General features: G+C 33.7%; 18 protein-coding genes and 1 pseudogene. 9 read left to right on the top strand and 10 right to left on the bottom strand.

The annotated features are described in order from the left end of the window. Window position 1: 1 nt before the first annotated feature. Window positions 2–427, bottom strand: coding sequence for a DUF6326 family protein (locus WN975_RS08205; protein WP_337966101.1), 426 nt, complete (start codon window positions 425–427; stop codon window positions 2–4). Window positions 428–894: 467 nt separating this feature from the next. On the opposite strand from WN975_RS08205, the gene tnpA reads away from it, so the two are divergent. From tnpA to WN975_RS08185, 4 genes are all read left to right on the top strand, one after another. Then, window positions 895–1,356 carry an IS200/IS605 family transposase gene (gene tnpA, locus WN975_RS08200; protein ID WP_337966100.1) on the top strand — a complete coding sequence of 154 codons (462 nt, stop codon included), beginning with the start codon at window positions 895–897 and terminating at the stop codon, window positions 1,354–1,356. A gap of 201 nt (window positions 1,357–1,557) precedes the next feature. Next, a complete protein-coding gene (locus tag WN975_RS08195; RefSeq protein ID WP_337966099.1) occupies window positions 1,558–1,956 on the top strand; it encodes a hypothetical protein in 399 nt (132 codons plus the stop codon). Between the two features lie 331 nt (window positions 1,957–2,287). Next, complete coding sequence (locus WN975_RS08190) at window positions 2,288–2,767, top strand: TlpA disulfide reductase family protein (protein ID WP_337966098.1); 480 nt, start codon at window positions 2,288–2,290, stop codon at window positions 2,765–2,767. A 3-nt stretch (window positions 2,768–2,770) separates the two neighbouring features. Further along, on the top strand, window positions 2,771–3,382 hold the full coding sequence (locus WN975_RS08185; protein WP_121330295.1) for a thioredoxin family protein: 612 nt from the start codon (window positions 2,771–2,773) through the stop codon (window positions 3,380–3,382). A gap of 119 nt (window positions 3,383–3,501) precedes the next feature. On the opposite strand, the gene WN975_RS08180 is transcribed toward WN975_RS08185, so the two are convergent. Next, window positions 3,502–4,236 (bottom strand): ATP-binding protein, encoded by a 735-nt coding sequence (locus tag WN975_RS08180; RefSeq protein ID WP_337966097.1) that lies wholly within the window; start codon window positions 4,234–4,236, stop codon window positions 3,502–3,504. 30 nt (window positions 4,237–4,266) lie between these two features. Continuing rightward, window positions 4,267–4,407 (bottom strand): annotated as a pseudogene (locus WN975_RS08175) (YggS family pyridoxal phosphate-dependent enzyme); the annotation flags it as partial. Window positions 4,408–4,607: 200 nt separating this feature from the next. Between WN975_RS08175 and WN975_RS08170 the strand changes: the two are divergent. Next, window positions 4,608–4,871: a DUF2024 family protein gene (locus WN975_RS08170; protein WP_337966096.1), complete on the top strand. Its 264-nt coding sequence runs from the start codon at window positions 4,608–4,610 to the stop codon at window positions 4,869–4,871. A 258-nt stretch (window positions 4,872–5,129) separates the two neighbouring features. On the opposite strand, the gene WN975_RS08165 is transcribed toward WN975_RS08170, so the two are convergent. The 3 genes from WN975_RS08165 to WN975_RS08155 are packed head-to-tail and all read right to left on the bottom strand — an operon-like array spanning window position 5,130 to window position 7,220. Beyond that, entirely contained in the window at window positions 5,130–5,423 is a 294-nt protein-coding gene (locus WN975_RS08165) for a DUF3861 domain-containing protein (RefSeq protein ID WP_337966095.1), read from the bottom strand. 19 nt (window positions 5,424–5,442) lie between these two features. Next, window positions 5,443–6,174 carry a LytTR family DNA-binding domain-containing protein gene (locus WN975_RS08160; RefSeq protein WP_337966094.1) on the bottom strand — a complete coding sequence of 244 codons (732 nt, stop codon included), beginning with the start codon at window positions 6,172–6,174 and terminating at the stop codon, window positions 5,443–5,445. Next, window positions 6,171–7,220, bottom strand: a complete 1,050-nt coding sequence (locus WN975_RS08155; RefSeq protein WP_337966093.1) for a histidine kinase — start codon at window positions 7,218–7,220, stop codon at window positions 6,171–6,173. The genes WN975_RS08160 and WN975_RS08155 overlap by 4 nt, the downstream gene beginning before the upstream one ends. Before the next feature lie 267 nt (window positions 7,221–7,487). On the opposite strand from WN975_RS08155, the gene WN975_RS08150 reads away from it, so the two are divergent. The 4 genes from WN975_RS08150 to WN975_RS08135 all read left to right on the top strand — a co-directional run bounded on the left by WN975_RS08150 (window position 7,488) and on the right by WN975_RS08135 (window position 13,944). Continuing rightward, complete coding sequence (locus WN975_RS08150; RefSeq protein WP_337966092.1) at window positions 7,488–8,651, top strand: efflux RND transporter periplasmic adaptor subunit; 1,164 nt, start codon at window positions 7,488–7,490, stop codon at window positions 8,649–8,651. Between the two features lie 8 nt (window positions 8,652–8,659). Beyond that, window positions 8,660–11,824, top strand: a complete 3,165-nt coding sequence (locus tag WN975_RS08145; protein WP_337966091.1) for an efflux RND transporter permease subunit — start codon at window positions 8,660–8,662, stop codon at window positions 11,822–11,824. A 46-nt stretch (window positions 11,825–11,870) separates the two neighbouring features. Beyond that, window positions 11,871–13,247 carry an efflux transporter outer membrane subunit gene (locus WN975_RS08140; protein ID WP_338140815.1) on the top strand — a complete coding sequence of 459 codons (1,377 nt, stop codon included), beginning with the start codon at window positions 11,871–11,873 and terminating at the stop codon, window positions 13,245–13,247. A gap of 202 nt (window positions 13,248–13,449) precedes the next feature. Next, window positions 13,450–13,944, top strand: coding sequence for a hypothetical protein (locus tag WN975_RS08135; RefSeq protein WP_337966089.1), 495 nt, complete (start codon window positions 13,450–13,452; stop codon window positions 13,942–13,944). Window positions 13,945–14,337: 393 nt separating this feature from the next. Here WN975_RS08135 and WN975_RS08130 read toward each other — a convergent pair whose 3' ends face one another. From WN975_RS08130 to WN975_RS08115, 4 genes are all read right to left on the bottom strand, one after another. Beyond that, on the bottom strand, window positions 14,338–15,345 hold the full coding sequence (locus tag WN975_RS08130) for an FAD:protein FMN transferase (protein ID WP_337966088.1): 1,008 nt from the start codon (window positions 15,343–15,345) through the stop codon (window positions 14,338–14,340). A 202-nt stretch (window positions 15,346–15,547) separates the two neighbouring features. Next, complete coding sequence (locus WN975_RS08125; RefSeq protein ID WP_337966087.1) at window positions 15,548–17,737, bottom strand: PepSY domain-containing protein; 2,190 nt, start codon at window positions 17,735–17,737, stop codon at window positions 15,548–15,550. An 84-nt stretch (window positions 17,738–17,821) separates the two neighbouring features. After that, window positions 17,822–18,298 carry a DUF2271 domain-containing protein gene (locus WN975_RS08120; protein WP_337966086.1) on the bottom strand — a complete coding sequence of 159 codons (477 nt, stop codon included), beginning with the start codon at window positions 18,296–18,298 and terminating at the stop codon, window positions 17,822–17,824. 150 nt (window positions 18,299–18,448) lie between these two features. Next, window positions 18,449–19,927 (bottom strand): ankyrin repeat domain-containing protein, encoded by a 1,479-nt coding sequence (locus WN975_RS08115; protein ID WP_337966085.1) that lies wholly within the window; start codon window positions 19,925–19,927, stop codon window positions 18,449–18,451. Window positions 19,928–20,229 lie beyond the last annotated feature (302 nt).

The following is a 20,229-nucleotide window of genomic DNA, read 5'->3' as shown; positions in this document are numbered from 1 at the left end:
ATTACAATTCTCTAGGCCATTTCCAGGCATAAAACACAATCAGAAGTGTAATTAAACTTTCCAGAAGAGCCAGAAAAACATAAAAACTTCTCCATGGCGTTAGCGAAGTAAAAGCAATTAAAACCATAATTAAAGTATAGAAAACTCCAAATAAGATATTTAGAAATCTATTAATTTTTGGTTTCAACAGAATAGAAAAAAACACCATCACCGCCGGAATGGCAAGTAAAACTGCTGCCATAAATAATTTTACAGGATTGTCAAGCAAATTGTCTCCGCTTACAAGTCCCGCCGTTTTTTTGGGCACATACAATTCAAAATAATCTCCATATAAATAACATAAGGTTACTGATGTCCAGAGAAAAGCAAGTTTAACTTTGATATTAACTTCAAAATCTTTCAAGTTGGTATTTGGTTTCGTATCCATAGCTTTTGGTTTTTTTATAAGTCGGTATTTTTTAAAATTTGTTACATGTAATAAGATTTCTAATAATTGTAGTTTGTCTTAATTAGATATATTTAAATCTTTTGGGGAAGATATTATATTTGAAATTTTTGCAGTTTTGATTGATTTATTTACAAAGAAAATAGTAATCTAGACATTCGCATAAAAAAATGTTCCATCGGAACAACTCATTGGTAGTAGACAATAAAAAAATAACAGTTTTAATGTTCCATCGGAACATTTCATGGGGACAATATATAAAAAAAACATTGTCCGATTTCAATCGTCCCTCCGGAACGATATCGAAAAATAAATATTTTTTTTCTACCAATGAGATGTTCCGATGGAACAACCTGTATTTGAATGTTTGTTTCTATAGAAATGTTTCATCGGTATCAATATAATTGGAAATAATGGTTTTAATGTTCCATCGGAACATCTCATCGATAATGGCAAATACATACACACAGCTACACATACAATTTGTTTTCGCAGTAAAATTTCGTAAAGCATTAATAGACAAAGAATGGAAAGACAGATTGCATCAATATATAACGGGTATAATTCAATCGAATCAGCATAAAATGCTTTGTATAAATAGTATGCCGGATCACATCCATATTTTTATAGGAATGCGTCCAACTCAATCTATTTCTTCGCTTATTCAGAATGTAAAAACAGAAACAACAAAATGGATTAAACAAGAGAAATTATGTTTGGCTTTTGCGTGGCAGGAAGGTTATGGTGCGTTTTCGTATTCAAGAAGTCATGTTCCAAATGTAATTCGTTATATACAAAATCAAGAGGAACATCATAAGAAAGAAACGTTTTTGGAGGAATATCTAAAAATACTAAAAGCATTTGAAGTAGAATATGATGAACAATATATTTTTAAAGAACCAATTGCGTGAATCCAAACGTCCCTCTGGGACGAAAACGTGAAATCGAGATATTTTTGTTACCAATGAGATGTTCCGATGGAACAATGAATAATTAACAGGATATTTTAAATTCTTTTAAAATATTCTGTTAATCAAATAATTATTATTTTTATATAAAAAATATTCAAGTTTATTTTTGAAAATCAGATACATAATTAAATAAAAAAAACTATGAAAAAGCTATTTTTAATTTTGCTATTGGTATTACAAATCCCTACAATTTTCGGAAACAATCAAGATGAAGATCCTTCGTCTAAAAAAATTATTGGAACCTGGTATAATAATGCAAATCGCAGTGCGAGATGGGTTTTTACGCCAGACGGAAAGGTTTATAATTATGTCAATGATAGTTTCAAGGTTATGTATCGATATTCTATTTCGCACAGTTGTCAGAATAATTCAGATGATAATATTGAGTATTTAACGTTAATGGACAAAGATGGAGATGAATTTTGTTTTAAAATAAATGCTATTAATCAAAATAAGAATGGCATTTTATCCCTTGTCAATATGAGTAATATGGAGAAACTTTTGTTTGTAAATAATACAAACATAAAAGCAACAATGTAAGAAATTGAATTGTGCCGTTAGGCACTAAATGTTGGTAGTAAGTATGAATTGGAAAAAATCTAGCGTGCCGTAGGTACGCAATAGTTATGATATTGTTGCGTACCTACGGCACGCTAACGAATTTCGAATCGATATGTTTACCAACATTTAGTACCTAACGGTACAAATTATAAATTTCAATTCTTGATTCGCATAATGCTATTAATAGTAGATTTTACTTTGCGACTTCATGGCTTCATGGACAATTTTCAAACCATTAAACTTTCATTAACAAAAAATAATTTAACATTAGTTTATATTTGTAAGGCAAACTTCTAAAGCACTCGCAAATATGAAAATCCACGCTTTTAAAATATATACTTTTTTGTTTTTTGCTTTTTCGATAACCACATTTGGTCAAAACGTAAAGTTGATAAACATTGATCAATTACAGGAAAGAATCAAAAACGGAAAAGACAGTACTTATGTCGTGAATTTTTGGGCAACCTGGTGCGCTCCATGCATTAAGGAATTACCTCATTTTGAAAAACTAAATGCCGAATACAAAGCCGAGAAATTGGCTGTATTATTAGTTAGTGTTGATTTTAAATCCAAATTGACTTCCGCGGTAATACCGTTTGTGAAAAGGAAAAACATGAAAAGCCAGGTTTTTCTATTGAACGAAAGTAATCCACAAGAATATATTGACAGAATCGATCCTAATTGGTCCGGAAGTATTCCCGCAACACTTTTTATTAAAGGTGATAAAAGGAAATTTGTCGAATCTGAATTTACCTATGAACAATTATTAACTGAATATAAAAAACTATAAATTATGAAAAATTTTATTACCGCAACCATGGTGTTTTTGTTTAATATGTTGCTTTCTCAGGCGCAAACAACACTTAAAGCCGGAGATACTGCACCGGATTTCAAATTGAAAAATGTAGATGGAAAAGAAGTTTCTTTTGCAAGTTTTCCAAAAGCCAAAGGATTTATTGTTGTATTTACCTGTAACACTTGTCCATATGCAGTGGCTTATGAGCAAAGAATAATTGAGCTTGATAAAAAGTTCAAATCTCAAGGATATCCAGTAATTGCAATTAATCCAAATGATCCTGAAGCTTCAAAAGCAGATTCGTTTGATAAAATGCAGGATTTAGCAAAAGATAAAAAATATCCTTTCCCTTATTTATTTGATGCAGGACAAAAAATTACTGATGAATATGGAGCAAAACATACACCACATCTTTTTATTGTTTCAAAAAGCGCTAAAGGAAATGTTGTAGAATATGTAGGTGCAATCGATAATGATCCGGAAGGAACTAAAACGGAGAAAACAAAATATGCCGAAGATGTAATTGCATCCTTAAAAAGCAATCAAAAACCAGCGATTACACAAACTAAGGAAATTGGCTGTACAGTAAAAAGAAAAGCAAAAGCTTAATACTTATTAAATAATTCAAACACGAATTTCACGAATTTGCACAAATTTTGGAGGTTACTTTTTTGCTGAAGTAATTTCACGAATGAATTAGTGCAAATTTGTGAAATTCGTGTTTTTTTTTATAGTATTGTTTCGCTAAGTTTTTGTTGATTCTGAAGCTCTAATTCAGCTATGATTTGCCTTTTCATTGTTGTGTTGATGTAATCTTTAGCTTCAGCGTATGAAATATTTAATTTACGTGGAATATCTTGAAAATGAACAGGAAAACGCTCTAATTGTTTATCATAATAAGCACGAAGTTCATTTTCGTTTGGCATTTCAAATTTTAGTTTAATCTGAAATCTTCTAAGCAAAGCCGTGTCGATACTATCGTAATAATTGGTGGCGCAAATAAGCAAACTGTTATTTGGGAAATAATCAATTAATTGAATTAAGGTGTTTACCAAACGTTTCATTTCGGCAACATCTTTGTCATTATTATCTCTGCTTTTTCCAATTTGGTCAAATTCATCCAGAAATAAAACTGCTTTTTCTGAGATTACGCGATCAAATATTGCTTTTAGATTTTTTGACGTTTCTCCAATTTTAGCATCGATTAAAGTGCTGAGATTTATTATAATAATCTTTTTATTCAAAGAAGTTGCAATGGCTTTTGCAGTCGTCGTTTTTCCACAGCCGGAATGACCGTGAAGAAGTATTTTATTGTCTACGGCAAGATTGTACTTTTTTAATTCTTCGATATAAGTATGTTCTTTAATCGTTTGAAGCAGCGTAGTTTTATTCTCCTGACTGAAATGTAAATCATTCAGCGCTACTTTTTCAGTATCATTTAAAACAAGTTCGAACAGATTCATTTGAGTTTTTATTTGGTGCAAAATTAGACTTTATTCTGCAATATTTTGGTTCCAGATTTCTTTTGCTAAAAAGCGATTTCCAAAAACAGAAGTTCCAATTCTTACCAGATTTGAACCTTCGGCAATAGCCAATTCTAAATCCTGAGACATTCTCATTGAAAGTTCTAGATTGGTAATTGTTAAAAGTAATAAAAGAGTGGAGTAGGCAAAAGATCCAGTTTTGAGTATTATAAATAGTCCAGTTTGGGTTTGAAGTAGACCAGAATATTGTTATAAATCAAAAAACTGGATTATTCAGCAGATTACAAACTCGAGTAATTTTGTACCAATAAGAAAACCAAAAAGATTTAATTTAAAACAATAAAAATCATATGAAAGTAGCAGTATGGGATACTTATGTAACCCGAAATGATGGAAAAATTATGCATTTTGATATTCTGGTTGACGAACGTACAGACAACGCCGAAAAGGTTTTTGAATATGGAAAAGAATATCTTAAAACGGTTTCGCAAGAAGGTCAGCCTTTAACTTCAAAAGAATGTAAATTTTGCCATATCGATAAAGCTCCAATAGAAATAGAAAATCAAATTCTTAAAAACGGTTATTCAATTATTGAAATGGAAAACTGTAATTGATTTTTTTGTCATTTCGAGGAACGAGAAATCACACTAGCAGATCGACAAAGATTGGCGAACTAGTTTGTCATTTCGAGCGAAGGGAGAAATCCTCGCAAGAAACTCTACAAAGATTGGTCTTTGCGAGGAACGAAGCAATCTCATTTGTAAGATTCAATTCGTGATTTTTGTTAGTGTGGTTGCTTCGTTCCTCGCAATGACGCAGCTTTGGCTATAAAAACAAAAAAAAGACTGCCTTTTACGACAGTCTTTCTTATTTTACATGCTTTTTAATTTTTTCATGAAGACAGGAAACACTTCATTCAATTCTTCAAAAAGTGGATTCTTACGATGCTTTAATTTGATTTCGCTGAACAATTTTAAACCAAGCGCAAATTGCGTTGCTTCATGCGGATTTTCAAATATATTTTTGTCTTTTATTCTTTCGATAATCCCAAATATTTCGTCGTGATTATCAAATTCAATTCCTAGTTCTTTTGCGGGTTCAGTTTCCCCGTTTGCATATTCCTTTAAGCTTAATGTGAGGGAATATTTATTAGATCTTTTTTCCATGCGGTATTATGTATTATAATTATTTCAACCATTTGTCTACGATGGTTTTAAAGGTTTCTTTGTATTGTTCTCCAACTGTAATTTCGGTTTTACCAATGAAGATTGAGTTTTTACTTATCGAACTTATTTTATCTAAGGGAACAATAAAAGAGCGATTGATGCGCATAAATTTTGAAGAGGATAATTTCTCTTCCAATGCTTTAAGCGAAATCAAAGACATCAAAGACTTCTGAGAATCTTCAAAATGTACTTTTACATAATCCTTCAAACTTTCGATATATAAAATGTCTTTTAAAGAAATTCGGACCCATTGATATTCGACTTTCAAAAAAATAAATTCATCATCGGCCGCAACAGAATGAAATTGATTTGAAGCTTCTTCAGACATTTGCAAAACTTTATTGGCAGCTCTTAAAAACTCTTCGTAACTAAAAGGTTTCAATAAGTAATCGACAGCATTTACACGATATCCTTCGATTGCATAATGATTGTAAGCAGTTGTAAAAATAATTTTAGGCAATGGTCCGGGTTGTTCCTGCAAAAGTCTGGCGAGTTCCATTCCTGTTAAATTAGGCATATTTATATCCAGAAAAACAATGTCAGGTTGTTGCTCGCGTATTAAACTCATAGCTTCGACGGCATTATCGCAACTGCACGCCAATTGCAAAAACGGAGTTTGCTCTATAAAAGTTTCCACAAGTTTTAAGGCTAGTGGTTCGTCGTCTACTGCTATACATTTTAATACAATCATTGTTCTAAAGTTATTTGTAGATTTACTTTGTATTTGCCATTTTGGTCAATACCGGCAGTCATAGAATGCTTGTTTGGATAAATCAAATGTAATCTTCGTTTTGTATTTGTTAGCCCAATTCCGCCTTGATCCGTAGTTGATGTTTTTTCGAAAAAAGTATTTTCAACTTCAAATTCAAGGTTGTTTCCATCTTGTTTTAAACTAATATGTATTTCGCTTTTGTCTGTGGCATGAATACCGTGTTTAAAAGCATTTTCTACTAAAGGTAGTAACAACATTGGAACAATTGGAAAATCGTGAATTTTTTCTGGTATATCTGTTGTTATCGTTAGCTTTTTATTGGCACGAAGCTTCATCAAAGCTATAAAATCTTTCATGAATTCTACTTCTTTCAATAGCGTAGTTCGTTCGCCTTCTGTACTATAAAGTAAATAACGCATCATTCGGCTTAAAGTATGCAAAGCGCTTCTAGAATCTTCGATATTGGTATAAGTAAGGGAATAAATGCTATTAAGCGAATTAAAGAAAAAGTGCGGATTAATTTGCGCTTTCAACATCGCCAATTCTGCCATGGTTTTATCCTGTTCCAGTTTTTGCTTGTGTTGTGCGGCTTTTTGCCAGTGGCGTAGCATCGCATAACTTGTACTGATTCCTAAAACTAATAAGGTTATTGTGAAAACATAATTGTCAAAATAATCATTTCGGTATTTTTTAAAACCTAAGATTAATGCCAGTTTATTATGTAAGTCTGTATTGTAATTGTACAGATAAGCAACGAGTTGCATTATAAAAATGATAAAAAGTGCCAGAATAAAAAATGGACTTATATTATCTCTTATTATAGTTCTTGGGACAATTATATGTGCATTAAAATAAAATATAACAATCATGAAAAAAAGCACAATAGATTGCCACAACCAAAAGATTGCCGGAAGAACAATATTCCATGTTAGCGGAATATAAAACAACAAGGTAAATCCTAACAATAGCCAGACCAGAATATGTAATCCGACGAAAATGTAAGGTTTAAAAAAGTTTGGTGCCATTGTAATTTATGGTTTTAAGGGCAATATTACATTTTATTTGCATTCGATATAGAACCAATCGCTCAAAATGTAATTACAGTCCATAAAAACCATTTTAGAACCGATGAGCGCCCGCCAAAATTAAGATTTTTCAGCGATTCAACCTTTATCGGTTCTTATCGCATATCTATCGATTGTGCCAAGGCTTCCGTCTATTTCAAAAATTTTGCTTGAACAGTTTTAGTTCTTTTGTTCCTTAATAAGTAGATAATCTCATAATTCATCAAAATGAATAAGCAATCTTTTTTAAGCATTATTGCTGCGTCAGTTATCATCGCTTCATGCGGAAATAAAAATGACAAATCGGCTCAGGCTGGCGGCGCACCACAAGTTAAAGAGTATAAAACGCTGACTTTAGAACCTAAATCAGCAACTTTATATACTGATTTTCCGGCAACTATTCAAGGACAGCAAAATATCGAAATTCGTCCAAGGGTTGAAGGTTATATAGATAAAATCTTTGTTGATGAAGGTGCTGTTGTAAAAGTTGGACAGCCTTTATTCAAAATTAGCGCGCCAGAATATGAGCAGGAAGTTCGTACAGCAAGTGCAAGTATAAAGAGCGCTCAGGCAAGTTTAAGTGCAGCAAAACTGGCTGTAAATAAAGTAAGACCATTGGTCGAAAAAGGAATTATCAGTAAATACGATTTAGAATCGGCACAATATACTTACGAATCAGCTGTAGCAACATTAGCACAGGCAAATGCAAGTTTAGTAAATGCTAAAACTAATTTGGGATATACAACTGTAACAAGTCCTGTTAACGGTGTTGTAGGTTCGATTCCGTTTCGTTTAGGAAGTTTAGTTGACTCAAACACAACAGAACCTTTGACAACAGTTTCAAGCATTGGTAACGTTTATGCTTATTTTGCATTGAATGAAAAAATGCTTTTAAACTTTACTCAAACTGCTGCTGAAGGAAGTTCACTTGCTCAGTTGATTAAGAAAATGCCAGCGGTTTCATTATTACTTTCTGATGGTTCAACTTACAGTGAAAAAGGATATGTTGAAACGGTAAACGGATTAATTAATACAGAAACAGGTTCGGTTACTTTTAGAGCTCGTTTTCCTAATCCAAAAGGAATTATCAGAAGCGGAAGCAGTGCTACAGTAAAAATTCCGCAAGACGTAGATCAAAAACTATTGATTCCGCAAAGTGCCACTTTTGAACTTCAGGATAAAATGTTTGCTGTTACAGTTGGAAAAGACGGTAAAACTAAAAATGTCGCTATCAAAGTTTTAGAAAATAGCGCAGGGAATTATTATGTTGTAACCGAAGGTTTAAAAACCGGAGATCAAATTGTATTAGAAGGAGTTGCAGCGTTGAAGGACGGAAGCGAAATCAAACCTAAAAATCAAAGTCAGGGAGAAGTTTATGCTGACTTAAAATAAGAAAAAAAATGTTTAAAATATTCATACAAAGACCTGTTCTTTCGACGGTAATATCTGTTATTATTGTCATTTTAGGGATTTTAGGACTTGTTGAGCTGCCTATTTCTCAATATCCTGATATTGCTCCGCCAACAGTAAATGTCTCCGCAAGTTATACCGGAGCCAATGCTGACGTGGTTTTGAAAAGTATTGTAATTCCGTTGGAAGAGCAAATTAATGGTGTAGAAAACATGACTTACATGACTTCTACAGCAACAAATGACGGAAATGCGTCTATAAAAATCTACTTTAAAGTAGGTACAAATCCTGATTTAGCAGCGGTAAATGTTCAGAACAGGGTTTCGAGAGCAACCAGTTTATTACCGGTAGAGGTAACTCAGGCTGGGGTAACGGTGACGAAGAGTCAAAGTAGTAACTTGTTGATTTTCTCTTTATATAGTGATGGAAATGCTTATAGTCAGACTTTCCTTCAAAATTATGCTAAGATCAACCTTGTTCCACAAATTCAGCGTGTAGTTGGAGTAGGAGATGTAACTGTTTTTGGTGCAAACGATTACTCGATGAGAATCTGGTTGAGACCGGACGTAATGCAACAATACAAATTGATTCCAAGTGATATTTCGGCAGCTTTGGCTGAACAAAATATCGAAGCAGCGCCAGGTAAATTTGGTGAGAACGGAAATCAGGCTTTTCAATATGTAATTAAATATAAAGGTCGTTTAACAAGTGCAAAGGAATTTGGTGATATCATCATCAAATCTGTTGGAAACGGACAAATGTTGCGTCTTAAAGATGTTGCAAAAGTTGAGTTGGGTTCTTTAAGTTATGCTTCAACTACTAAAACAAATGGTATTGAATCGACAGCTTTGGCAATTAGCCAGACTCCGGGATCTAATGCACGTGATGTAATTATCAATTCTAAAAAGCTAATTGAAGAAGCTGCAAAAACTTTCCCGAAAGGAGTAAAATATACAACTCTTGTTGATGTTAACGAAAATTTGGATGCTTCTATCGAAAAGGTAATTCATACTTTAATTGAAGCTTTTATATTGGTTTTTATCGTAGTATTTATTTTCCTTCAGGATTTTAGATCAACTTTGATTCCGGCAATTGCGGTTCCGGTTGCGATTGTAGGAACGTTCTTCTTTCTGAATTTATTTGGATTTACCATTAACTTATTGACGCTTTTTGCAATGGTTCTGGCGATTGGTATTGTCGTCGATGATGCGATTGTCGTCGTCGAGGCGGTGCATGCCAAACTGGATCACGGCTATAAATCGTCTAAGAAAGCTACAATTGATGCGATGGATGAAATTTCGGGTGCGATTATTTCGATCACACTTGTAATGGCTGCCGTATTTATTCCGGTAACTTTTATTAATGGATCTACAGGAGTTTTCTACAAGCAATTTGGTATCACATTAGCGGTTGCGATTATCCTTTCGGCAATTAACGCATTGACTTTAAGTCCGGCATTGTGTGCTTTACTTTTAAAACCACATGCTGACGATCACAAACATAGTAGTTTTATTCAAAGATTTTATACTTCGTTTAACGTTGCTTTTGATAACGTAACTGGCAGGTATAAACGTTCAGTTCAATTTCTTTCGGTAAAAAAATGGATTGTTTTAGCAGCGATTATTTTTGCAGGTTCGTCATTATTTTATATGATGAAAACCACGCCATCAGCTTTCGTTCCGGCGGAAGATTTAGGAACTGTTTTTGCGAATATCAGTTTACCGCCATCAGCTTCTATGGAACGTTCTGATGTAGTTGCCAAGAAAGTAGACAGTATTGCCAAAACGATTCCAGGCGTTAAAAATACATTGCGTATTGTTGGACAAAACTTTACAGCAGGAGCAGGAAGTGCTTACAGTATGGTTATTATAAAAATGGATACGTGGGAAAAACGTGATCTAAGTGTTAATGATGTAATTGGTCAGCTTTTTGCCAAAACAAGCGGAATTCGTGAAGCTAATATCTTCTTTATTTCACCTCCAACAATTTCAGGATTTGGACAAAGTGGTGGATTCGAATTTCAGTTGCAGGATAAAGGAGGACATACAACTCAGGAATTCTTTAAGGTTAATACTGAATTCTTAGAAAAGTTATCAAAACGGCCGGAAATACAATATGCGACAACGCCATTTAATCCTGGTTTCCCGCAATATATGATGGAAATTAATTTAGCTAAAGCTAAAGATGCAGGAGTTCCGGTGAATACTATTTTGTCGACAATGCAAGGATATTACGGAGGATTGTATGCTTCGAATTTCAATAAATTCGGAAAACAATATCGTGTTATGGTGCAGGCTTCTCCGGAATTCCGTACAAATACAGAAGGTTTGAATAAAATCTTTGTTAGAAATAGCTCAGGAACAATGGCTCCAATTACAGAGTTTGTAAAAATGACCAGAGTTTTTGGACCGGAATCCATTTCGAGATTTAACTTATTTACCTCTATCGCTATTACAGGAGCGCCAAATCCGGGATTTAGTTCCGGAGATGCAATTAAAGCGATTCAGGAAGTTGCAGCGCAAGAACTTCCGGCAGGTTATGGATATGAATTCTCAGGATTAACGCGTGAGGAATTAGCTTCGGGAAGTGAAACAATATTCATCTTTATATTATGTCTTGTGTTTGTTTACTTCTTGTTAAGTGCACAATATGAGAGTTATATATTGCCATTTGCCGTATTATTATCGATTCCGTTTGGACTTGCAGGAGCTTATTTGTTTTCGATTATATTCAAATTAAACAGTAATATTTACTTGCAGATTTCCTTAATCATGTTGATTGGATTGCTGGCGAAGAACGGTATTTTGATTGTTGAATTTGCCTTAGAAAGAAGGCGAAAAGGAATGCCAATTGTGCAAGCCGCAGTCGAAGGATCTGTAGCACGTTTAAGACCAATTTTAATGACTTCGTTTGCCTTCATTTTAGGACTTGTTCCTTTGATGTTTGCTTCGGGAGCTGGAGCTGTTGGAAATAAATCGATTGGTACAGGAGCCGTAGGAGGAATGTTGATTGGAACTATATTAGGAGTATTTGTTATTCCGGTATTGTTTATCATTTTCCAGACTTTACAGGAAAAACTTAGTGGTCCGGCAAAAGACGGTTATGACGACGAAGATGATGAAGATGTGCAACTGATCGAAGCTCATAAAGAGTAATAATTTAATTAATACAAAGATGACTCATAGTTCAAATAAATATATAATGATAGTAATTGCAGCCACTCTTTTGAGTGCCTGCGTTACTAAAAAATACGAACGTCCCAAAACATTATCGACAGATAATTTATACAGAGATCAGACTTCTACTGATTCGACTACGATCGCTAATATGCCTTGGCAAACTGTTTTTAAAGATCAAAAACTAAATGCTTTAATTCAAAAAGGATTAGACCAGAATCTGAATTTAAAAAATGCGATTGAGAATATCGTGCAGGCGCGTGCTACTTTACGTCAGACAAAATTAGGGTATTATCCAACTTTAGATTTTGATGCTAATGCAACACGTAATAAGCAATCTAAAGCGGCATTAAACTTTCCGGCAGGAATCAATATCAATACGTTAACTACAACCTATAAAATGGGTTTTAGTACGTCTTGGGAAGCTGATATTTGGGGAAAATTAAGCAGTTCCAAAAGAGCGGCTTTGGCAACATATCTTTCTACAGATGCTGCAAAACAAGCTGTACAAACACAATTAATTTCTGATATTGCAAACAATTACTTTTTATTGTTGGCGTATGATAAACAATTAGAAATTACGCAGGCAACATTAGAAAGTCGTATTAAAAATGTAGAAGTTATCAAAGCTTTAAAAGAAGGAGCAATTGTAACAGGAGCGTCTGTTGTGCAAAGTGAAGCCAATCAACATGCAGCCGAAGTTTTGATTCCAGATTTAAAAAGAAGTATTCGTGAGACTGAAAATGCACTTAATATTTTATTAGGGCAAGCGTCAGGACCAATAGAAAGAGGCGTTTTAGGAGATCAGGTAATTCCTGAAAAAATTGCAATAGGTTTACCTGCTCAATTGTTAGAAAATCGTCCGGATGTTCGTCAGGCTGAATTTAATTTCAGAACTGCTTTTGAGACGACTAACTTGGCAAGAACTTATTTTTATCCAAGTTTAACGCTTACAGCAAGTGGTGGTTTATCGACTTTGCAATTGAAGAATTTCTTTGATCAGTCTATATTTTATTCGATAATTGGAGGATTAACACAACCAATTTTTAATCAAGGACTTAATAGAGAAAGATTAACAAATGCGCAATCAAGACAAGTTCAGGCTTTCAATACTTTTCAGCAAAGTTTGTTAGTTGCTGGTCAGGAAGTTTCGAACGCTCTTTATGCTTACGAAATGGCTGTAGCCAAAGAAGACTCAAGAGAGAAACAAATCGAAGCTCTTGAAAAAGCAGTTGATTTTACGCAACAACTTTTAGAATATAGTTCTGCTACTAATTATACAGATGTATTAACATCAGAACAAAACCTTTTAGCAGCTCAATTGAGTGGTGTAAATGATAATTTACAAAAATTACAAGCCGTTGTTGATTTGTACCGTGCTTTAGGTGGTGGATGGAAATAACCTTTGTCCTCACTGTTTAATTGTAATTGTTAATATGAAAAACGCCTCAATATTGAGGCGTTTTTTGTTATAATTATATATCGATTAAGAAGTGCTATTCGTCGATTGGTATCGTGTTTTCGTATAATGAATAGGAGAAAGGTAAATAATTGGCACTACTTTAGCTTTGTATTAAATCAAATAATACTTAAATACCACAACAATGAAAAAAATAGGATTCGCATTAATACTCTTGATGAGCATTTTTGCACAGGCACAAGTTTCAGTAAACGTAAATATTGGTACACCTCCAAATTGGGGACCACAAGGTTATGACAATAGTAGATATTACTATTTACCGGACATCGATATTTATTATGATGTTGTACAAAGTCAGTTTATTTACGACAATAACGGCAGATGGATTCGCGAGAATAGATTGCCTTCAAAATACAGACAATATGATTTGTATGGAGGTTATAAAGTAGTTTTAAATGATTATAGAGGAGATTCTCCTTATACTTATCATAATAAACACAGAGCTAATTATCCAAAAGGATACCACGGAAAACCTCAGAAAAACAGAGGTAATAAACCGGAAAAAAACAACAAAGATTATCATAATAAAAAAGATAAAGACGATCATAAAGGAAATTCAAAAAAGGATCATCCAAACAAAGACAGGGATCAGAATCATTCGCACGATGATCACCATTAATTAAAACATGACTAAATTGGAAGAGCGCCTCAGAAATGGGGCGTTTTTTTTATGGTTTGTTTCGTTCTGAAAAAGGAGGAGCGAGACCGAAGCGATAGCGAACAGCCGAAGTAAATCACACTAAAAACTCGACAAAGATTGGTCTTTGCGAGGAACGAAGCAATCTCAATTGCTGAATTCAATAAGTAATTTTTGTTAGTGTGGTTGCTTCGTTCCTCGCAATGACAAATATTGGGGTTACGTTGCGTTTCAAGGGATTAAAATCCTTTGCTACAAGATAAATCATTCCTGCGGAATTTTATGCAGAGTTCCAGAGGAACGAACTATATTGTAGGGATGGATTTTAATCCATCCATCACAAGGAATTCGACAAAGATAATCCAGCGTGTTATATTAAAGTTTAGCTTTAAACTTCTTAATCTTGAAGTTTTTTGATTTCACGACTTTACCATTATCCGTAATCATCAAACAACTATAATCAGGATATTTTTGAAGCAAAATAAGACCTTCTTTTTGTCCTAAAACCATAAGCGAAGTACTTAAACCATTTGCAGTTTCGGCATCAGGACCAAGAACTGTTACGCTGCATAATCCGGTTGCGGGATAACCTGTTGCAGGATTTATAATGTGGGAATATCGTACGCCATTAAAAATAACAAACTTTTCATAACTGCCGGAAGTCGTTATTGCATGTTGTTCTAACGGAATTGTAGCCAGAAGTTTATCAGGATTAAATGGATTTGTGATTCCAATTTTCCACGGATTTCCGTTTGGTTGTTTTCCCCACGTACTCATATCACCAGAACCGTTTATAATGCCGGCTTTTATGCCTTTTGCTATCATCATGGCGCGACATTTATCGGTTGCATATCCTTCGCCTAAAGCGCCAAAACCAATTTTCATTCCTTTTAGTTTTAAAAAAATAGTCGATTGTGCACTATCCAGAATGATGTTTTTGTAACCGACTTTTTCTACTGATTTTTTTATGGCTTCCGCCGAAGGCATTTCGGTCATTGATCCGTCAAATTTCCAGATTCGGTCCATTGCGGCAAAACTAACGTCAAATCCGCCTTTTGTAGCTTGAGAAAATTTAATTGCTCTTTGCGTTAATTCAAAAACCTCACGATCTACTTTTACAGGACGAATTCCGGCATTTTGATTTACTTCAGAAACCTGTGAGTCTGATTTCCAATCTGAGATTAGGTTTTCAATTCTTGTAATTTCGGCAATAACGATATCTATATTTTTTTCCGCTTCAAGCGAATCATTAGCAACAATTGTAATATCAAAACGTCCGCCCATAAGAAGCGTTGTTCTTTTGCGGAGAACTTGTGCGTTTGCGGATAATCCAGATATTAGTATGGAAAGAAATAGAAGTTTATATAGGATTGATTTATTCATGAAAAATCATTTTAGAACCTTTTTATTAAGATTAGAAATGTGCCTTTAGGTACAAAATATTGTTAGTTATTATGTTGCAAATTCGTTAGCGTGCCGTAGGTACGCAACAAAATGATTCCTATTGCGTACCTACGGCACGCTAAATGTGTTTCAATTCGTGTTTTTTCTACCGACCTTTTGTACCTAACGGCACAATTTGAAACTAATAACAATCCGTCAATAATTGACCATTTTCTTTATATTCAGAAATTGATTTCATCTTTTTTGCGAGACACAAATTATCCAAAATTGACTCAACATCTTTTTGCATTGCAAGAGAACCGCAAATCATAATTACTCCGTTTTGTTGTAATAAATCAGTGAAAAAGTCAGCATCACGTTTGATTAAATCCATTACATAAAACTGATTTGATTCGCGTGATAAAGCCAAATGAAAATTATGCAGTTGTTTCTTTTCGATCATTTCTGATGTGAACTTTTTATATCCTACAACCATTTCAGTCTCCATTCGGAAACCGGAATATAAATGAGTTTCGATCTTTTTCTTGTTTTGTTCGATCATTCCCAGAAAAGGCGCAATACCAGTTCCGTTAGAAATTAAGGCTACTTTTGAAGTTTTTTTCGGAAAATGAAAAGCTCCATTATTGATTATTCTGGCTTTAATTGTATTTCCGGGTTCAAGATTATTCAGAAATCCGGAACCTAATCCGTGTGGATGTAATTTTACGACCAATTGAATATTTCCGGTATGATTTCCAATTGAATAAAGACGTTCTCTTGTATCATTTGCGGGATAAATAGCCAACAAGTCTCCAGAAGTAAATTTGGTTCTCATATTGGCGCGTAATGTAACGAGAAAGGTTTGTTCGAATTCTGAAACCAATGTTTTATCTAAAACCATAAGTTTTGATAAACCTTTTGGTGCGTGATTGTATAATGAAGGCGTTGTCGATAATGGAATTTCTGTTTTGGCACTCCAAAGTTTAATCCACTCTACAAATTCTTCTGCCGATTTATCGTTTACGGTTTGTAATTCCAGAAAGCGTTCTGCCCAATTTTGAGTAGCCAAAAGCTGATCAATTTCTACTGCAAAACCACAAAAATCCGGATAAGCTTTCGAACCAAAACCTACTACCGAAAATTTGATTTTCTGTTGTTGATCGTATTTCTTTAAAAGAGATAAAAATTTATTTCCGTTAGATGGCGCATCTCCCAATCCGTGAGTCGAAGAAAACACAATAATGTGTTCTGCTTTTGGAAAAACTTTATATTGATTTAATTGAGCAATGTGAGCTTTTTCGCCACGATCAATTAATTGTTTCTGAATTGCATTTGCAAAACGTAAAGTACTTCCGTTTTCAGAACCTGCCAGTAAAATATATTTACTTTCGTTGGCATTAAATTTATTTTTAATTCGGCTTGACCTTCTTTTTAAAGTAATTGCAAAACCAGAATAGATAAAAAAGAGAATATTAACGCAGGCAATAGCAAGAATTACAGCCCAAATTCCGTTTATTCTTCCTGTGTGAAGATCAAGGCTTAAATCAGCAAATTGAACGGTCATTGGCGAACGTTTCTCTGTAATTACAGCGCCTGTAACCTGATTAACTTCAATTTCTCTGTCTTTTAATTCGATGATATAATATTCTTCGGGATCGTCTGTAAAAGGAAATTCGATTTTTTTGACATCTGATAAAAGTGTCGTTTTGAATATATTTATTTCTGCACCTTTTTGGGTTGGCGCTAAAGTTTCTGTTTTTTGCTTTTCTTTCTTTTCACCCATGAAAAAATTAAATCTTTCGAGTGATAAATAAGTTCCGGTAAGTGCAATAATCAGAATTGGGATTAAAGCTAATCTTCCCAAAACAACGTGATAATATTGTGCAAAGTATTCTTTTATTACTTTCGAAAAGAAATTGCGAATTCCCCTTTGTCTGTTAAGTACAAGTGCAAAACCTGAAATCGAAATTAATACTAATAAAAATGAAATTACTCCAACAAAAAAACGTCCCGTTTCATGAAGAAACAAGGAACGATGCAGGCTGGTTACCCATTGTATGAATTCGCTTTTCTTTACTGGTTTTCCTAAAGCTTTACCAGTTTTAGGATTGATGTAGGCATTGATATCGTTTCCGTCCTGATCAATTGCCTGAAGTGTTACAAATTGATTGTAATCGACGCTTAACTCTGTAATTTCAGAATATGACTTTTTTAAAGCGGGTAATGTTTCTCCTAAAGTTATGGAATTAAAATTTTCTACTTTGTATGGATTTGTTTTTTCCTGAACGGCATCTATGGCCAAAATAATACCCGTAACGGATGCCAGCAGTAAAAATAAAGAAGAAAACAAAGCGAAAGCTAAGTGTGTGTAACGCCAAAAAGAAAGAGTCATGGAGTGTAAGCTAAAAGGTAATCAAAATGGGTTTTTAGCTTTGTCAAAGTTCAAAACTTTGACAAAGCTTATGATAATAAAGTATTAAATCTTGTTTAATCTCACATATCTTATATAACCTTTTCCTTCTGTTTTGTCAGCAAGACCTTCGGTTGTTAGTGGAATTTCAACGTCATTTACATGGTATTTTTGATCTTCTACTGCTGATTCAAATCTTAATTTATATCCTTTGTTGATTTTAGAATCTTCAATTTCTATTGTTGTAATGCTGCGATCTCCACCAGTTACAGATGCTCCGGTTTTTGCGCTGATATCTTCATGTTTCTGAGCTTGAAATTTATTCCATTCTTTTAATGATTTGTACCATTTTTTATCATCGCCCATTACGTAAAGTGTTTTTTCGTATTCTCCACTTGGATTAATTAGAGAAACTACGATATAAGCGCCTTCTCCCATATAATTTGCCATTTGAAGCATACATTTGTATTTGCTTTGAGCCGAAGCCTGAAATGAAATTAGGCAGATTAATGAAGCTGTAAGGGCTATTTTGAATATTTTCATATAGTTATGAATTATAAATTGTTAATTATAAATTGTGAAATGTGAAATGTAAAATGTAAAATGTAAAATGTAAAATGTGAGTTATGAATTGTGAGTTGATCTTATGTTTTTAACTAAAAGTTCATAACTCATAATTCATAACTTTTAAGGCTATTTTAAAAAATCAATAGAAACATTGTTTTTTGTCAATGACTCGTTTTCTTTTGCTAAAGCATAAGCACTTTCGTCAAATTCTGTTGTAATGTCTTTTTTAGCGCCAATCGAAATTAGATATTTTAAGATCGCATCGTCTTTTGCAATCATTGCAGCTTTGTGAAGCGCTGTCATTCCGTCTTTGTTTTTAGCATTAACATCAATTTTTAAATCGGCTAATTTTTTAAGCAAAGATAAGTCGTTTTTCGCAACAGCAAAATGATATAAAGTACTTCCGTCTTTTTGAGCGGCAGCAAGATCTAATCCTTTTTCCTGAAGTAATTTTACTTTAGCATCAAAAGATTCTTGTTTTGGTCCCGGTCTGAAAGATTGTACTAAATAAACGCCTAAATTGTTTCCGTCTTTATCAATTATTTTAACGTCTGCGCCTTTTGCTAAAAGTGCCGAAACTGCTTCTGAAGTTCCTGATTTTACAGCAATTGTCAAAGCTGATTCTCCTTTTGTATTTTGCAGATTTACATTTTTAGCTGTTGCTAATAATTGTTCTAATGCACCATTTTCTCTGGCTCCGGCAGCAAGCATAAAAGGTGTATTTCCTTCGTTGTTTGCTTTATTTACGTCAACACCTTTTGCCAGAAAGTAAGCGATAATATCTTTCTGATTTGGTTTTGTTGCTAGAAAATGTAATACGTTTTCTCCGGATTTATTTGTGGCTGTAGCTTTTATTTTTACTTCTTCAACTAAAAATTTATAGGCGTCAAGCGAAGTTGTTTCTCTACGGTTTCCTTGGCTTGCAATCAAAAGTGCGTTGTCTGTATATTTTACTTTCTTGTCTAGTAATTTTTTTAACAGCGCGATATTTCCAGTTCTTGCAGCATAATCAAATGCTGTACTTCCTTTAGTATCAGTATCTTTAAGAGACAATCCTTTTGTGATAAGATAATCTGTTAAGACAAGATCTTTATCTGCAGGAATTGCCATTAATAATAGAGTTGAACCATCAGTATATTTTTTCTTCGGATCGATTCCTGCTTTGAAGAATAGCTCATAAAGTGCCGGATTCGTTTGTCCGTTAGAAGCTGCAAAAGCAAGTGGAGTAGTACCGTGGCTGTCTTCAAGATTAACATCAGAACCTTTTGTAATCAGGTATTGAGTCAAGTCAATATTTCCTCTGTATGCCGCCCAGTGTAAATAAATACGATTGTCGTGCGTCATTTTATTTAACGGATTTCCGGGTTGATCCAATAAGAATTTTATGGTTGCCAGCGGCGCATCATTATTGATAGCAAGAGTTGTAACATCAAATGCATTTACATTGGCTTCAGAAGCGCTGTTTCCTTTGGCAATTTCTGCCTGAACAGTTGTTACATCCGGAGCAGTTTTCCAAAATGAAGCTTCTAATAATGTGTTTTTTTGCTGAGCATTAACAAACAAAGTGGCAACTAATGCGAAAGAAAGAAGGAGGTTCTTTTTCATATTGAGATATTTTTGTGTGAATTTCTTTTCATTTTTATTTTCCTAATTGAAATAATCTCTCTTTAAATTACCTATTTAGAATAAATAAAAATAGCGCAAATGTAAAAAATAATATTAGTAAATCAATTTTTATTTATGGAAGAAAGCCCATTTCTAATGATTTTTTAATGTTATCAATGTTTAGCTCTTTCTAGTCATACTCTGACTTTGTCTTAATTTTTTCTTAAAAAATGACTTTCCTATAAAAATGTTTATTTACAAAATAAATTTGATTTTAGTGGTGTTGCAAAATAAACAAGATG

Source organism: uncultured Flavobacterium sp., from assembly GCF_951805225.1.
In the GTDB taxonomy this organism is placed as follows: domain Bacteria; phylum Bacteroidota; class Bacteroidia; order Flavobacteriales; family Flavobacteriaceae; genus Flavobacterium.
Note: the sequence above shows the minus strand (reverse complement) of the source record. Positions and strands in the feature narration are given on the sequence as shown.

Coding starts and splice junctions, on each gene's coding strand:
- WN975_RS08205 (WP_337966101.1), bottom strand. CDS start 427: ATGGATACGAAACCAAATACCAACTTGAAAGATTTTGAAGTTAATATC.
- tnpA (WP_337966100.1), top strand. CDS start 895: ATGGCAAATACATACACACAGCTACACATACAATTTGTTTTCGCAGTA.
- WN975_RS08195 (WP_337966099.1), top strand. CDS start 1,558: ATGAAAAAGCTATTTTTAATTTTGCTATTGGTATTACAAATCCCTACA.
- WN975_RS08190 (WP_337966098.1), top strand. CDS start 2,288: ATGAAAATCCACGCTTTTAAAATATATACTTTTTTGTTTTTTGCTTTT.
- WN975_RS08185 (WP_121330295.1), top strand. CDS start 2,771: ATGAAAAATTTTATTACCGCAACCATGGTGTTTTTGTTTAATATGTTG.
- WN975_RS08180 (WP_337966097.1), bottom strand. CDS start 4,236: ATGAATCTGTTCGAACTTGTTTTAAATGATACTGAAAAAGTAGCGCTG.
- WN975_RS08170 (WP_337966096.1), top strand. CDS start 4,608: ATGAAAGTAGCAGTATGGGATACTTATGTAACCCGAAATGATGGAAAA.
- WN975_RS08165 (WP_337966095.1), bottom strand. CDS start 5,423: ATGGAAAAAAGATCTAATAAATATTCCCTCACATTAAGCTTAAAGGAA.
- WN975_RS08160 (WP_337966094.1), bottom strand. CDS start 6,174: ATGATTGTATTAAAATGTATAGCAGTAGACGACGAACCACTAGCCTTA.
- WN975_RS08155 (WP_337966093.1), bottom strand. CDS start 7,220: ATGGCACCAAACTTTTTTAAACCTTACATTTTCGTCGGATTACATATT.
- WN975_RS08150 (WP_337966092.1), top strand. CDS start 7,488: ATGAATAAGCAATCTTTTTTAAGCATTATTGCTGCGTCAGTTATCATC.
- WN975_RS08145 (WP_337966091.1), top strand. CDS start 8,660: ATGTTTAAAATATTCATACAAAGACCTGTTCTTTCGACGGTAATATCT.
- WN975_RS08140 (WP_338140815.1), top strand. CDS start 11,871: ATGATAGTAATTGCAGCCACTCTTTTGAGTGCCTGCGTTACTAAAAAA.
- WN975_RS08135 (WP_337966089.1), top strand. CDS start 13,450: ATGAAAAAAATAGGATTCGCATTAATACTCTTGATGAGCATTTTTGCA.
- WN975_RS08130 (WP_337966088.1), bottom strand. CDS start 15,345: ATGAATAAATCAATCCTATATAAACTTCTATTTCTTTCCATACTAATA.
- WN975_RS08125 (WP_337966087.1), bottom strand. CDS start 17,737: ATGACTCTTTCTTTTTGGCGTTACACACACTTAGCTTTCGCTTTGTTT.
- WN975_RS08120 (WP_337966086.1), bottom strand. CDS start 18,298: ATGAAAATATTCAAAATAGCCCTTACAGCTTCATTAATCTGCCTAATT.
- WN975_RS08115 (WP_337966085.1), bottom strand. CDS start 19,927: ATGAAAAAGAACCTCCTTCTTTCTTTCGCATTAGTTGCCACTTTGTTT.